The organism is Helicobacter japonicus, assembly GCF_000762845.2.
GTDB classification, from domain to species: Bacteria; Campylobacterota; Campylobacteria; order Campylobacterales; family Helicobacteraceae; genus Helicobacter_C; species Helicobacter_C japonicus.
This window is the reverse complement of record NZ_JRMQ02000001.1, coordinates 1-15,393: the sequence shown is the minus strand read 5'-3', so window position 1 is coordinate 15,393 and position 15,393 is coordinate 1. Positions and strand designations below refer to the sequence as shown.

Annotated in this window: 10 protein-coding genes; 8 read left to right on the top strand and 2 right to left on the bottom strand. The window is 35.7% G+C overall.

Features of this window, described 5'->3' with window-relative positions; all coding sequences use genetic code 11:
• Window positions 1–75: 75 nt before the first annotated feature.
• Window positions 76–3,153 carry a DNA translocase FtsK gene (locus tag LS65_RS00050; RefSeq protein WP_236096568.1) on the bottom strand — a complete coding sequence of 1,026 codons (3,078 nt, stop codon included), beginning with the start codon at window positions 3,151–3,153 and terminating at the stop codon, window positions 76–78.
• Window positions 3,154–3,391: 238 nt separating this feature from the next.
• Between LS65_RS00050 and LS65_RS00045 the strand changes: the two genes are divergently transcribed.
• From LS65_RS00045 to LS65_RS00020, 6 genes are read left to right on the top strand one after another with little or no spacing between them, the layout of a single operon-like run.
• Window positions 3,392–4,891: a hypothetical protein gene (locus LS65_RS00045; RefSeq protein ID WP_138129718.1), complete on the top strand. Its 1,500-nt coding sequence runs from the start codon at window positions 3,392–3,394 to the stop codon at window positions 4,889–4,891.
• Window positions 4,888–6,864, top strand: a complete 1,977-nt coding sequence (gene abc-f / locus LS65_RS00040; protein WP_034362829.1) for a ribosomal protection-like ABC-F family protein — start codon at window positions 4,888–4,890, stop codon at window positions 6,862–6,864. Before LS65_RS00045 ends, abc-f begins: the two co-directional genes overlap by 4 nt.
• 59 nt (window positions 6,865–6,923) lie before the next feature.
• Window positions 6,924–7,847 carry a branched-chain amino acid transaminase gene (locus LS65_RS00035; protein WP_034362830.1) on the top strand — a complete coding sequence of 308 codons (924 nt, stop codon included), beginning with the start codon at window positions 6,924–6,926 and terminating at the stop codon, window positions 7,845–7,847.
• Window positions 7,848–7,860: 13 nt separating this feature from the next.
• Window positions 7,861–8,970, top strand: a complete 1,110-nt coding sequence (locus tag LS65_RS00030) for a prohibitin family protein (RefSeq protein WP_034362832.1) — start codon at window positions 7,861–7,863, stop codon at window positions 8,968–8,970.
• A complete protein-coding gene (gene hisIE / locus LS65_RS00025) occupies window positions 8,971–9,669 on the top strand; it encodes a bifunctional phosphoribosyl-AMP cyclohydrolase/phosphoribosyl-ATP diphosphatase HisIE (protein ID WP_034362834.1) in 699 nt (232 codons plus the stop codon). It begins immediately after the preceding gene.
• A 13-nt stretch (window positions 9,670–9,682) separates the two neighbouring features.
• Window positions 9,683–10,441, top strand: a complete 759-nt coding sequence (locus LS65_RS00020) for a DUF2393 domain-containing protein (RefSeq protein ID WP_084707953.1) — start codon at window positions 9,683–9,685, stop codon at window positions 10,439–10,441.
• A gap of 94 nt (window positions 10,442–10,535) precedes the next feature.
• Here LS65_RS00020 and glnA read toward each other — a convergent pair whose 3' ends face one another.
• Window positions 10,536–11,975, bottom strand: coding sequence for a type I glutamate--ammonia ligase (glnA, locus tag LS65_RS00015; RefSeq protein WP_034362836.1), 1,440 nt, complete (start codon window positions 11,973–11,975; stop codon window positions 10,536–10,538).
• Window positions 11,976–12,256: 281 nt separating this feature from the next.
• Here glnA and LS65_RS00010 point away from each other — a divergent pair, with 281 nt between their 5' ends.
• Complete coding sequence (locus LS65_RS00010; protein WP_034363417.1) at window positions 12,257–14,146, top strand: type I restriction-modification system subunit M; 1,890 nt, start codon at window positions 12,257–12,259, stop codon at window positions 14,144–14,146.
• Window positions 14,143–15,393: restriction endonuclease subunit S (locus LS65_RS00005; protein ID WP_138129717.1), on the top strand; the 1,251-nt coding region annotated here is incomplete at its 3' end. The genes LS65_RS00010 and LS65_RS00005, both read left to right, overlap by 4 nt.

Here is a 15,393-nt window from a genome sequence, read left to right as displayed (position 1 = left end):
ATATGAAAAATTTTATAAATTTAAAATAAACATTTCATTAAGATAAGGCTAATATTATATTTTGTAAATTTGTGATTATCCGATGATTTCTCGCACTCCTTTAGTATTTGGTGCAGATAGAAAACCTTCTCTTTCAAGTTGTTCTATAATATTTGCTGCTTTGTTGTAACCAATAGAGAGCCGCCGTTGTAAATAACTCGCTGAAGTTTTTTTATCCTGTAAAATAATATTTTTTGCCTCTGTGAGTAAATCTCCACCCTCTATATTTTCTTTATCATTATGAGAGACTAATTCATCTTTTTCATCAATCATAAAATCCTTATCATAAATAACCTCTTGCTGGGATTTAATAAATTCTGTGATTTTTTCGATTTCTTCTTCTGTGCTCCAAGGTGCGTGAAGTCGTATGACACGATTATCGGAGAGTTTGAAAAGCATATCACCTTTGCCAAGCAAAGATTCCGCCCCAAAGCTATCAAGAATAACTTTAGAATCTATCTTGCTTCCTACTTTATAGCTAATGCGAGAGGGAAGATTGGCTTTGATTAAACCTGTGATAACATCTACACTCGGTCGCTGCGTAGCCACGATAATATGTATCCCCGAAGCACGTCCTTTTTGTGCAATACGCGCAAGGGCAAATTCTACTTCTTTCCCTCCTGTCATCATTAAATCTGCTAATTCATCGATAATGATGACTAAATAAGGGAATTTTTCTTCTCTTTCATCTGCCATTTTACGATTATAAGTGTCAATGTCCCTCACAAGTGCCTTACTCATTAAATCAAGCCGTCTCTCCATTTCATTTACTGCGCTATTGAGAGCTGAAATTGCCTTTTTTGGCTGATTGATAATAGGCGCAATAAGATGAGGAATATCTGTATAGATGCTAAATTCCACCTTTTTTGGGTCAATCATTAGAAGTTTAAGATTATCAGGTGAATTTTTATAAAGCAAAGAGAGAATCATCGCATTAAGTCCTACGCTTTTACCACTTCCTGTTGTTCCAGCAATCAGTAAATGTGGAGCTCGTTTTAAATCTGTGATAAAAGGATTGCCGATAATGTCTTTGCCGAGTGCAAGAGTAAGTGGTGAAGCAGAGGTTTTAAACAAATCAGATTCTAAAATCTCACGCAAGTAAATGGTTTGGGTTGTATTATTTGGAATCTCAATTCCCACTACATCTTTACCCGGAATTGGAGCTTGTATGCGGATAGAACGCGCACGTAATGCCATTGCTAAATCATCTTCAAGGGTTAGAATCTTGCTAACCTTGACATTTGGGGCAGGACGAAATTCAAAGGTAGTAACGATAGGACCAGAATAAGTGCGCACCACATCGCCCTCTACACGAAACATTTTGAGCTTAGCTAAAAGATTTTCAATCTTGCGGTCAATTTCGCTTTCATCAAACTCCATTTGTTCATCAAGAGGTTGGTTTAAAAAGCTTATAAGCGGGAGTTTGAAATTTGTAGGCTTATCCATTCTCCCATACTCGAGATTATCAAGGAGGTCTTTATTTTCAGTAAGCTCTGTAATGCGTGTATGTGTGTAATGTGTGCTTTCTTTTATATTAGGTGTTTGCGTAGGGATTTCTTTTACAATAGAATCTACCCATTGTGTGGCATTATTTTGTTTTGGTGCGATTTCTCGTATATCAAGCTCAAGTTGTGATGAGAGCGTCTCTTTGCTCGACAAAGTCGGGGTAGAAAAAAGATTTTGGGTATGTTTGTCATTTTTTTCTTCAATATGTGTAGGTGCAAGATTCTGTGATTTTGGTGTATTACTAGTATCATTAAAAGTTGTGCTAGGTGTTTGTGGAACAAAATCTTGCTCTTTTGGTTGTAATGTTTGTGTGCTTGAGAGTGGTATGATAGGTGTAAATGGTGATGTATCTAAAGTTTGTATTAAATCTGTTTGAGGTGTTGCGTGAGATGTTAAGTTTGCTTCTAATGTATGAGGTGTAAAATGGCTAGTTTCTTGCGATTCTAAAGTTTTAGATTCTGGTTTAGAGTCTAAGTGAGGGGTAGAATCTGTTTTAGGTAGCGTAGGCTGTATTGGAGCATTTTGGGTTGGGGTAGTTTGTAAAAATACATTTGGATTGAGAGGTCGCGGAGGAGGTGTAGGGATAGGCTTAGTATGTGAAGTTTGGCTAGTTTCTTGTATATCTATTTGTGTTTTAGCTTCCTCTTCTTGTAAATCATCTTGCATAAATAAATGTGGTTGCTTCTCTTTAAGCACAGGTTCAGTTAAGGCGATATGTTTATTGAGTTTTTTAAGCATATCTTTATGCTCAGCAACTTGATTTTTAAAAAAATCTTGCAAATTGATTTCTTGTCCGGTAGATTCTATAATCTCTAATCGTAACTTTTGAGGTTGCTGCGGATTGGATGTTAGAGATTGAGGTAGAGATGTAGATTGTATAGATTCTGGTATTTGTGCGTTTTCTTGCGAATCTAGCTTGGGTGCAGAATCTTGGAGAGTTTGTGTGCTTTTGTGCATTTCATCAAAGCCTTTTTCTACAATTACATCTTTAAAGTCATAATGTGCTTGAGTAATTTGTTCTTCTTTTGCTCTCTGCAAATCAAGGACATCTTGGGTATGTTTGGCAAAGAGTTTTTGTATATGTGGCAAAAGATGTGTTTTAAGAGTAGTATATAGCGTTTTAATGCGTTGTGCAGAAAGAATACAAATATGTTTGATTAAATCAAAGAGGACGAGACTTTTATGCTTGGCTTGTTTCATAAGGAGGTCAATATTGCGTTGTGTAGAAATGAGCCACGAAAATATGAAAAAGAAAATATCAAGCACCCATACACCAAAATAGCCAATGTAGTCTTTTAAGAAAAGCGTAAGACTATTGCCAAAATAGCCTTTTTGGAAAATAAGGGATTGCAAAATGAGAAGAGCAACAAAAGAGAGAGAAAATGATGCGATAAGCTCAAGACGTCTAAAGTTTAATGTAGAATTTTTATAGAATCTAAAGAGAGGATAGAGTAAAAATGGTAAATATACATAGGCAATATAGCCAAAAATATTGATGTTTATCTGTGCAAATCTTACACCAAAATCACCCACTAGCCCATAGCCACCGATAATAGTTGCTACAGATAGAAAAATGACTATAATATTAAGTCCAATATAAAGATACAATTTTTGATTTTTAAACTTATATTTTTTAATGGAAAATCCTTTTAGATTCTGAAATGTTTGTTTGGTTTTGTGCCCAATGTGCGTTTTAGAATAAAAACAAGAATTATATCATAAACATTTTGTAGATTTTATAATGAATTTTTTATTTTTGTTTAGTTAGAATGAACACTTTGTTATAAATAGATGAGATGGATTGTCTTTTTTAAGATGCAAATTACATTGAGGTAAGGAGTGCAAAATGCATGGCAAGATATTAAGATATTCAAATCAAACAAAAAATGGCGTTATCATTAATGCTACAAAAAAAATTTTTGAATTACGTGCGAAAAATTGGCACGATAAACGTGTAATGCCAAGTGCAGGTATGCTTGTAGAATTTCGACTCGATGATGAAGAAGGTAATGGCGGTGGGAGTAGGATAACAAGTTGTAAAGCGTCAAAATATCAAGATTTTCCAGAGAATGGGCTTGTACGCGAGATTGATTTTTGGCGCACAAATACTGATGAAGAGCTAAAAAGTAAAGAAACTGATGCACGAGCAAACATTGCTAAAAAGATTTTTGAGGAAACAGATTATTTTAAGCTCACTAGCATTGAAATCAGTATGCCTATCCAAAATACCATTAAAGAGTATTTTTGTGAGGAATTTAATGCGCTCAATTCTATTCAAGGAATGGAAGAAGATGGGGTAAGTGAAGAAGGCCACCAAAAAAGAATTAATTATCTTATCTTAAAACCCTATCTTACAAAGGCAATTGATTATCTTGTGTTTAATGATAGGCATATCACAATTGATGTTTTTGCCGATGATTTGCAGATTCTTACAAAGTTAGAGTATTCTTATCGACAATTTCAAACCAATGTCAATCTCACTGCTGATAAAATCTACCAAGAATGTTTTCTTGACCAGCAATATCACTATAAAGGCGTTTTGAGGGCTATCGAAAACTTTAATGAGCAAAAGCTTTCTATGCAAAATAAAATTCGTGTAGGTTCTATGGAACTTCGCTCTATTCAATCTAAAATTGATGCGAAAAAGGGCGACCCAGCAGTGTTAGAGGAGAAAAAGAAGCGCACAATGGCAGTTGTGGCTAAAGCAGAATCCGATATTAAAACACTAACTGAAGTATATGAGAGATTAAAAGCATTAGCTGATGGCTTTAAAAAAGATAATCTTACAAAGTTTGAAGCTGTGTTTAAAAAAATGTATGAAGTTCTTGTGGGTAAGACAAAAGATGCTATGGATGTGTGTGCTACGCATATTGATAATAAACTATGGAAGCTTGGAATGTCTTCGCTTGCGATTAAAAATGTGTTTTTTAAACACAATATCAATAGCCCTTTTTGTGCGATGACTTTTTTGGGTAATCACGTAAAAATGCTTGATAAATCTAAGTTGCGTGATAATGAATATGTCGTGTATCAACACTATAATAAATATATTCAAAAAAATATGAAAAATTATTTGATTTTTTCAGATAATCCAGATTTTTGTTTAGATCTTAAAGTAAAGATTATGTCTGCAAGTAAGTTTTATAGTGTTGTGCTTTTTCATAAAGAAATTGAATATTTTAGTGCAGTTAATCGCCAAAAATTTGAGCTTATCTATGTAGATGCTGAATTGCGATTTGGTAAGCCCGCTGGGATTATCAAAATAGGCAAGGAATCTAAACGAAATAAAGAGACGAATTTTGCTATCCTCTCAATGGCGCAAATTAAAGATTTTCAAGCGCAATGAATCTACTCTCTCTCCAAGATGTAAGTAAGCAGTATGAGCATAAAGTTATTTTAAATCGTATCTCTTTCCATATCTCAAAAGATGAACGCATCGCAATTGTAGGCAAAAATGGCTCAGGTAAATCAAGCCTTTTAGATATTATTGCAGGGCAAAGAGATATAGATAGCGGTGAGCGCATTGGTGTGAAAAATCTTAAGATTCTCTCCCTTGCACAAAAACCTATCTTTCCACCACAATCAAGCGTAAAAGATGTGCTTATAGCAAGTATGAGTGAGATAAAAGCTGCACACGAGCGTATAGAGGAATTGCATCATATAATGGGTGAGAACTTAAATCCAAGTAAAGAAATATTAGAGGAGTATGAGCAATTAAGTGCATATCTTAGTGTATATAGAGGTTGGGATTTGCAAGGGCTAGTAGAGGAAATTCTTAGTCATTTTGAGCTTGAGGCATTTGGAGAGAGATTGGCAAATTCACTCAGTGGTGGTGAGCAAAAACGCGTAGCATTAGCAAGTTTGCTTCTTCAGCCTTGTGATATTTTGCTCCTTGATGAGCCGACAAATCACCTTGATGTGCAAATGGTGCAATTTTTGGAAAATTTTATTGCACAATCTCACTTGACTTTGGTGTTTATTAGCCACGATAGATATTTTATTGATAGGATAGCAACACGAATTGTTGAGCTTGATAATGGTTATGTGCGGAGCTTTGAGGGTGGATATATGGATTATCTTGCCAAAAAGGCAGAACTCTTGCAAAATATGGATAAAGCCCACCAAAAATTACTCAAGATTCTAAAAAGTGAAGAAGAATGGCTAAGACGCGGTGTTAAAGCACGGACAAAACGCAATGAGGGACGCAAGAGTAGAATCTTAGCTATGCGAGAAGAGGCAAAGAAAAACCCCTCACTGATACGCAAAATGCGTCTTGAGCTTGAAAGGGAGCAAAAAGCTTTTAACACTACACAAAGTGGTAATAATCAAAAATGCCTTTTTGAGATTGAACACTTGCATAAAAGTATAGGGGATAAATGCTTAGTGAAAGATTTGAGTTTAAGAATCTTAGCACGTGATAAAATTGCCATTGTAGGCAAAAATGGTTCAGGTAAATCAAGCTTACTCAAAATGCTACTCGGCGAGCAAAAGCCAGATTCTGGTGTGATAAAAGTTGGTGAAATTTCTATAGGATATTTTGACCAACACACAAGTATGCTTGAAGATGATAAAGATTTATTGAGTATTTTTTGTCCAAATGGAGGTGAGCATATTGATGTGCGGGGTAAGCATATGCACGTTTATGGATATTTAAAAAACTTTCTTTTTCCTAAAGAACAACTTTTTCAAAAAATTGGTGCATTGAGTGGAGGTGAGAAAAATCGTGTCGCTTTGGCATTACTTTTTACAAAAGAAGTTGATGTGCTTATCCTTGATGAGCCAACAAATGATTTAGATATACAAACAATTAATATCGTTGAGGAATATCTTTTGAGTCTTTCTTGTGCAGTTATTTTTGTAAGCCACGATAGATATTTTGTCGATAAACTTGCTCATAAACTTTTAATTTTTGAGGGTGAGGGTGAAGTGATACAAAGCCATATGCCTTATAGTGAATATTTAGAGATTACTCAAGATTTGCGTGATATTGCTTGTTTTGAATCGAGTATGGAAAAATTTGAATCTGTAGATAAAGCAACACTAAAGATTCCAAAAGAAGATAAGCTAGATTCTAAAAAACCCACTAAACTTAGTTATAAACAAACTCTTGCCTTGCAAAATCTCCCTCGAGAAATTGAAGAGCTTGAAAAAAAGCAAAAAGTTTTGCAGGAGGCATTGAGCAATCCAAAAGAATATGAAAGGCAAGGTATTGTTGCTTTGGCAGAGGAATTAAGTAAGGTAGAAGAAGAGATTGAATCTAAAATCACACAATATCTTTTGCTTGAAGAGAAAAATATGACTTTAAGCCACCAAGCATAAAAATATTACAAAACTTTTGCTACAATCTTAAAGTATTATTTTTGGTGGAGGCATTTTTAATGAATGAAGCACAATATATTTGGAAAGATGGTAAATTAATACCTTGGGCAGAGGCGACTACGCACGTTCTTACACATACTTTACACTATGGTAATGCTGTCTTTGAAGGCACAAGAGCATATATGACAAAGCGTGGATTAGCAATTTTTCGCCTTAAAGAGCATACAAAAAGACTTTTGGATTCTGCAAAAATTGTATGTATCAAATCTCCTTATACACAAGAAGAATTAGAAAAGGCTCAAATTGAGCTCCTAAAAGCAAATCGCAATGATTATAAAGGTAATGTCTATATTCGTCCTTTAATTTATCTAGGCTATGGCGTAATGGGGCTTTATCATATGAATGCACCTGTGAATGTAGCAATTGCTGCGTGGGAATGGGGTGCATATCTAGGTGAAGATGGCATCAATAATGGTATTAAGGTAAAAACTAGCTCATTTGTTCGTAATCCTGTAAAGGCATTTATGGGTAAAGCAAAAGCAGCTGCAAACTATCTCAATTCACAAATGGCAAAGCACGAAGCAGTTTCTTGTGGCTGTGATGAGGCATTACTTCTTGATGATAATGGCTTTGTGGCTGAAGGTAGTGGTGAATGCTTTTTTATTGTAAGGAATGGTAAGCTTATCACGCCATTTTATGATAATACTTTAGAATCTATCACGCAAGCTACGACGATAGAAATTGCTAAAGATATGGGGATTCCTGTTGAACAACGTCGTATTACGCGTGATGAAGTATATATTGCTGATGAAGCATTTTTTACCGGAACTGCTGCTGAAATTACTCCTGTGCGTGAGCTTGATACACGTATTATAGGTAATGGTAAGGCTGGAGAAATGACAAAGAAATTACAAGAAGTGTTTTTCGCACTCGTAAATGGTGAAAATCCTAAATATGCACATTATTTGACTTATATTGATTAAAAAAGGAGAGTGAATGCCTATTGACTTAAACGAGCATTTAAAGAAAAAACGTGCCCAAAATGATGAAAAAGTATTGGAACAAAAAAATGATTCACCAAGGGGTGGTGGCGATAATGGCGGTAGGAATCGCCCAAACAATAATAATGGAAACAATAATAGAGGTGATGGCGGATTCAATTTAGAATCTTTTCCTATGCCCTCTATGCCGAGTGGTAAATCTCTAGGATTGCTTATTATTGTTGTGCTGCTTATTGTTATATTCATTGCGGCGCGTCCTTTCGTGATTGTGAATGCAGGCGAAGTTGGTATTAAAGTAACTACTGGTAAATATGACCCTAAACCACTTGACCCGGGCTTACACTTTTTTGTGCCTATTATCCAAAATGTTATCATTGTGGATACAAAAGTGCGAACGATTAATTTCTCACGTATTGAAGATATGGGAAATATTGGGCGAGAGCAAAGTATTTTGCGCAATGATGCGATTAATGTGATGGATACAAGCGGTATGACCATTTCTATTGAACTCACAGTGCAGTATCAGCTTGAGCGTGAGAAAGTTCCTGCTACAATCGCAGAATATGGCACAGCGTGGGAGCAAAAAATTATTAATCCTGTGATTCGTGATGTGGTGCGTAGTGCAGTGGGGAATTACCCTACGGAGGAACTTCCTACAAAACGTGATGAGGTAGCCAGTCTTATCTATACAGGATTTAAAAGCAAACTTGATGCAACACCTAATCAACCTGTCAAGCTTGTATCGATTCAATTACGTGAGATTGTTTTACCTGAGCAGGTAAAAACGCGCATTGAGGGAGTTGAGCTTGCTAAAAGAGATGCACAAAAAGCTAAAGAAGAAGCAAATGCTTTGCGTGAGAGAGCAAAGGGTAAGGCTGACGCACTAGAAATTGAAGCAAGAGGGCAAAGTGAAGCAAACCGCCTTGTAAATGAGAGTCTTTCACAGCGATTACTTGAATTGCGCCAAATTGAAACGCAGGGCAAATTTAACGAGGCATTGAAAGAAAATAATAATGCACAGATTTTTCTTACTCCCGGAGGTGCAGTGCCAAATATTTGGGTAGATTCTAAAAGTAAGCAAAAAAGTGCAGTTGTAGGGCAATAGATGCAAAATGTGCTTGAGCAAATTGATTGGGAGCGGTATGAGTTAATTCCTACCATCGTGCAAAATCAAGAAGATAAGCAGGTGCTTATGCTCGCCTACTCATCTAAGCAGTCTTTGGCTTTGAGTGTGCAAAATAAAATTGCTCATTATTTTTCACGCTCTAAACAAAGAATATGGCAAAAGGGCGAACAAAGCGGACATATACAACATATTAAAGAGATTCTTTTAGATTGTGATAATGATAGTTTGATTTTTATTGTCCAGCAGGTGGGGGTGGCTTGTCATACAGGAGAGAAGAGCTGCTTTTTTAAGGGAATTGCTTTTGATGAAAATTATATTGTAGAAAATCCAGCACCACAGAATCCTCATCTACAAGGCGTATATCATATACTTGATGAACTCTATCATACGATACAATCGCGTAGAAATGAAAATACACAATGTAGTTATAGTGCATCGTTACTTGCCAAAGGGGCAAATGGTATAGGTAAGAAAATTATTGAAGAAGCGGGAGAATTTTGTTTTGCATTAAAAGATAAAGAAGAGCAAGCTATTATCTATGAGTGTGCGGATTTGCTTTATCACACTCTTGTAGGTTTAGCTTCTGTGCATATTTCTCCCGAACTTATTTTGCAAGAATTACAAAGGCGCACAGGACAAAGTGGTATAGAGGAAAAGGCTTCACGCCCATCATCTTAGAGAGCAATAGATAATGATTGAGAATGTCAAAACGCTTTTAGTGCAAACTATTTCCTACCTCTCTTTATATGAAATTGCCACTCTTTTAGCAATTTTTTTTATATTTATTATGCTTTTTACGCTCGGACTTTTGCTTAGAGGGCGAAAATTTATTGCACGATTTTTCTTTTTTCTTTCAATTCTTGTTGTTTGCTCCACACCTTTTGCTTTGCGTTATGTAATGCAAAAGGTGCTCTATACAAGTGAAGTAAATATTACAAGCGCACACGCTATGCAATATACAAATGGATTTTTTGTTGCGGGTGATATTACACATAATGGAAAAGTTGATGTCAATGAATGCTCGATTGTGGTCAATGAAGTGCGCGATGAGAATGGTATAATGCTCTTTAAGATTCTAAATAGCATTATACCTAAAAGCTCATCTAGCACGAATATTGAGCTTGATATTGGCGTAGGAGAAACAAAAAGTTTTGCTGTGATTGTGCCAAATATCAAGGCAAAAGAACCATTTTTATACAGAATCTATGTTGATTGCTACTTGTCAAATAAATTTGCACAAAAAATGCAAAAACCTCAAAAGTCATCTGCAGGGATTATTACGCCTAAACCTTTACAAAATACTACAGATATTATGGAAGATTCGTTACCACAAGAAGTATTAGACCAAGGTAATGAAGAGAATCAAGAAGATACAGAGATTGAAAGCACACAAGCACCAGCTGGTCCTTCTTTGGATTTACTAGAAAATACAGAATCTTTACCCGAATAATTCAAATTTTTTTAGAGATTTTAAAAAATCTCTATAAGTTTATAAAAAAATTAAAACTAAATGCCTCACAAAAGGCATTTATTGTATAAAGAATCTAACAGCTATAAGTTGTGAGGAATTCAAATGGGTGAGGGCGTGCTTCCCAAGGCCAAATCTCTGTTTCAAATTTATAGGCTTTGTAGGTTTGGATAAACTCTTCACTAAATACGCCGCCTTCTTTAAGATATGCTTTATCAACAAGCATTTCCTCAATAGCGTGCCGCAAAGTGTGTGGCAGTTGTTTAATGCCTTTTTCACGAATCTCATCTAAAGTAAGCTCAAAAAGATTAATTTCCATAGGCTCACCCGGGTGAATTTTATTTTTTATGCCGTCCATTCCTGCAAGTAAGAGGCTTGCAAATGCTAGATAAGGATTTGCAGAGCTATCTGGGAATCTAAATTCCATTCGTTTTGCTTTTTCACCGCTGTTGTATGGGATTCTAATACTTGCACTTCTGTTTTGTGCGGAGTAAGTAAGGATACTCGGTGCTTCAAATCCTGGAATCAGTCGCTTATAGGAATTAGTGCTAGGATTTGTAAAGGCGGCTAATGCACGCGCGTGTTTAAGCACACCACCTAAGAAATGTAATGCCATTTCACTTAAGCCTTGGTATGCTTCTCCTGCAAAGAGATTGTGTCCATCTTTCCAAATGCTGATATGCACGTGCATACCACTGCCATTATCTCCATAAAGTGGCTTTGGCATAAAGGTTGCAGTTTTTCCATTGAGATGCGCGACCATTTTGACAACATATTTGAGTTTTTGCACATTATCTGCTGCTTCAAGCATATTGCCAAATTTCACGCCAATTTCATTTTGTCCCTGTGCGACTTCGTGGTGAAGCACAAAAGTTTCTAATCCTACTTGGTTTAGCACTTTGACGATTTCAGCGCGTAAATCCACCATAGAATCCACAGGTGGCACAGGAAAATATCCGCCTTTTGTGCCAGGACGATGTCCCATATTCACGCCACCTTCAAATTCGCGCGCACGATTCCATTCACCCTCTTCAGAATCTATTTCATAATATTGACAATTTACAGAATCTTTAATCTTAATAGAATCAAAAATGAAAAATTCATTCTCTGGTCCATAGTAGGCAACATCGCCAATACCGCTTTCTTTAAGATATTTCATTGCGCGTTTGACAATGGAGCGCGGACATTTCTCATAAGGCTCATTTTTATAAATATCCCAAATATCGCAAAAGACTACCGCAGTGGTATCAGCAGTAAATGGGTCAATGAAATATCGCACAGGTTCAGGGATAAGCATCATATCGGATTTATCTACTGGCTGCCACGCAGGGATAGAGCTGCCATCAAAGGGTATACCCTCAAAGCTTTCTTCGTTAATTGCACTGCGAGAAAAGCTCAAATGATGCCATACACCTTTGATGTCTGTAAAGCGGAAGTCAATAAATTCAACTTCATTTTCATCACAAAATGTAAAAAAATCAGCCACTGCTTGCTTGTCTATGCTTCCTCTACTCATAAATGCTCCTTAATGCTTTAATTTATAGAATTAAAATAATGTAGCGATTATAGCATAAGTGAATCTTTCTTTAACAAATACCAAAGTTTTTTCTGTGCATATATGCAAAGAATATCTTTTCAAAATAGCTCCATAAGTTCCTGTTCCCTTCTTTCTCACATAATGAGTAATGTAAAATCTATGATAAGTCTCTCTAATAAGTTTTTTAGCCTTAATTTTATATGATAACAGGTTTAGCCTAACTCAAAGGAGAGCCCTTGAACGCAAATGACTTTCAATCTATGGTAAATTTCATTTGGAGTGTGGCAGATGATTTGTTGCGCGATATTTATGTTAAAGGCAAATATCGTGATGTCATCTTGCCTATGACGATTTTAAGGCGCATTGATGTGATGTTAGAGCCGACAAAAGAGCGTGTGATACAAACCTATGAAACCTACAAAGACAAACTAGAAAATAAAGATAGTCTGCTTTGTGGTGTAAATGGTAGCAATATGAAATTTTATAACTATTCCAAATTCACACTCCAAAGCCTCCTCAATGACCCTAAAAACATAAGAATAAATTTTGAAAACTATCTTGATAGTTTTAGTGAAAACATTAAAGATATTATTTCTAAATTCAAATTTAAAAATCAGCTTGATACCCTAGAGGAAGCAAACATTCTCTTTGGTGTGATAGAGAGATTTTGCTCCCCTAAAATCAATTTTTCTATGAATCCCATTTTAGATTCTAAAGGCAACATTATCCAAGAGGGTTTAAGCAATTTAGCTATGGGCTATATCTTTGAGGAGCTTATCCGCCGCTTTAATGAGGAAAACAACGAGGAAGCAGGAGAACACTTCACGCCACGAGAAATCATACAGCTAATGACGCATCTTGTATTTTTGCCTGTGAAAGATGAAATCCAAAAAGGCACTTATCTCATCTATGACAACGCCTGTGGAAGTGGTGGTATGCTTACAGAATCTAAAAATTTCATCACCGACCCGCAAGGCGTAATAAAGTCAAATGCAAGCATTCATCTCTATGGACAAGAGATAAATCCAGAAACCTATGCCATTTGTAAAGCCGATATGCTGATAAAAGGCGAAGACTCTGATAATATCAAATATGGCTCAACTTTAAGCGAAGATAAACTCCAAGATTTAAAATTTGACTTTATGCTCACAAATCCTCCCTATGGCAAGTCGTGGGAAAACGACCAAAAGATTTTGGGCATAGAGAAAAAGGGTGCAAAAAGTGATTGCAAAGATTTGAGATTCCAAGTAGGTATCACAAGCAAAAGCGATGGACAAATGATGTTTTTGCTCAATATGCTTAGCAAAATGAAGCCCGCAGAAGAAAAAGGCTCAAGACTAGCCTCTGTGCATAATGGCAGCTCACTTTTTAACTCCGATAGTGGTATGGTAAAAATCCGCAAACACATCATAGAAAACGACTTCCTAGAAGCCATTGTTGCTTTGCCTACCAATATGTTTTATAACACAGGGATTCCTACTTTTATTTGGATTATGACAAACAAAAAGCCCCCGCACAAAAAGGGCAAAGTCCAGCTTATTAACGCGATAAATGAAAGCTATTACACCAAAATGAAAAAATCTCTAGGCAAAAAACAAAATGCAATGAATAAAGAGCATATAGCCACTATTACAAATCTATTTTTAAACTATGAGCAAAATGCAGATTGCAAGATTTTAGACAATGATGACTTTGGCTACACCCTAATCCTTATAGAAAAACCCAAAAGCATAGAAAGTTTAAAAGAGGACGAAAAGTTCCTAGAGCTAAAAAACAAGGATAAAATCCTAGCAAAGTTGCAAGAGCTAGAGCGCAATCCAAGAGATTTTAAAGACAAAGAGGAATTTTTAAAGTTTTTAAGCGTTAAACTCAAAAAGAGTGAGGAAAATATCATCATAGAAAAAGATAGGACGAATAACACAGAGAAAATCCCGCTAAAGCAAGACATTCAAGCCTACTATGACACAGAAGTCAAGCCCTTTGTGCCAAACTCGTGGATAGCGTGGGAGAGCAAGGAGATAGGCTATGAAATACTCTTTAATAAATTTTTCTATACCTACACACCACCTAGAAGCTTAGAGAGTATTAACGCGGATTTGCAGAGTTTAGAAGCGCAAGTGCAGAATCTTTTAAACGAGATTGCGAAATGAGATTCAAAGATAGCGGGATAGAATGGCTCGGCGAGATTCCAGAGCATTGGGAAGTTAGAAAACTAAAATATTTAGCCCAATTTTACACAGGCAACAGCATTAAAGATAGCGAAAAATCACAATATGAAGTTTGGGAGGAAAACTCTATTCCATATATTGCAACAAAAGATATAGAGATTGACTCTTGTGTAGTGGATTATGAAAATGGAATGTATATCAAAAAGAATAATTTAAACTTTCTAAAAGCTCCAAAATCATCAGTTTTATTATGTGTAGAAGGTGGAAGTGCAGGTAAAAAACTAGCTTTTTTGAATCAAGAAGTTTGCTTTGTTAATAAATTGTGCTGTATTAATGCGGATAAAATATCAATTAATAAAAAAATGCTGTTTTATATCTTGCAAAGTAACTTTTTTGGAAATTTATTTTTTTCTAGTATAAAAGGACTTATCGGCGGTATTACCTCAAAAGAACTTGCAGAATTTAAAATCCCGCTTCCACCCCTACAAGAGCAAAAAGCAATCGCAGAATTTTTGGATAAAAAATGCGACAAGATTTCACAATTTATAGAATCCAAACAAAAGCTTATTGCGCTTTTGACTGAAAAAAAACAAGCTTTGATTAATGCAGTGGTTTGCAGAGGGTTAAACAAAAACACAGAATTAAAAGAGAGTGGCGTGAAATATCTAGGCACAACCCCAAAACATTGGGAAGTTAGACGCCTTGCAAGTTTTGGTAAATTTTCTAAAGGCGGTAATATAGGGCGTAACGATTTGCTTGATGAGGGAATTTCAACGCTTATTTATGGAGATATTTACACAAAATACGAAATTAAAACGCACACTCTACATTCCAAAGTATCGCAAGAAACTGCTAAAAATGCCACGCCCATCTATAAAGGCGATATTCTTTTTTCAGGGTCTGGAGAAACTAAAGAGGATATTGGAAAAAATATTGTTTATTTAGGAGACGAAAAGGCATTTGCTGGAGGCGATGTAATTATTTTTAGGCAAAACCAAAATGACGCGCTATTTTTATCATACGCCCTAAATACTCAAGGCGTTAGATTCTGTAAATTGATAGAATCTAAAGGAGAAATTATCGTGCATATTTATGCTTCAAATCTAAGAGATATTAAAATCCCTTTGCCGCCCCTACAAGAGCAGAAAGCCATTGCTTCTTATTTGGATACACAAATTACAAAGATTGATTTAGCAATAGAAAAAACAAAGCAACAAATCACATATATT

Excerpts from the sequence above, each read along its gene's own strand:
- LS65_RS00045 (WP_138129718.1), top strand. The coding sequence starts at position 3,392 with ATGCATGGCAAGATATTAAGATATTCAAATCAAACAAAAAATGGCGTT.
- abc-f (WP_034362829.1), top strand. The coding sequence starts at position 4,888 with ATGAATCTACTCTCTCTCCAAGATGTAAGTAAGCAGTATGAGCATAAA.
- LS65_RS00035 (WP_034362830.1), top strand. The coding sequence starts at position 6,924 with ATGAATGAAGCACAATATATTTGGAAAGATGGTAAATTAATACCTTGG.
- LS65_RS00030 (WP_034362832.1), top strand. The coding sequence starts at position 7,861 with ATGCCTATTGACTTAAACGAGCATTTAAAGAAAAAACGTGCCCAAAAT.
- hisIE (WP_034362834.1), top strand. The coding sequence starts at position 8,971 with ATGCAAAATGTGCTTGAGCAAATTGATTGGGAGCGGTATGAGTTAATT.
- LS65_RS00020 (WP_084707953.1), top strand. The coding sequence starts at position 9,683 with ATGATTGAGAATGTCAAAACGCTTTTAGTGCAAACTATTTCCTACCTC.
- glnA (WP_034362836.1), bottom strand. The coding sequence starts at position 11,975 with ATGAGTAGAGGAAGCATAGACAAGCAAGCAGTGGCTGATTTTTTTACA.
- LS65_RS00010 (WP_034363417.1), top strand. The coding sequence starts at position 12,257 with ATGGTAAATTTCATTTGGAGTGTGGCAGATGATTTGTTGCGCGATATT.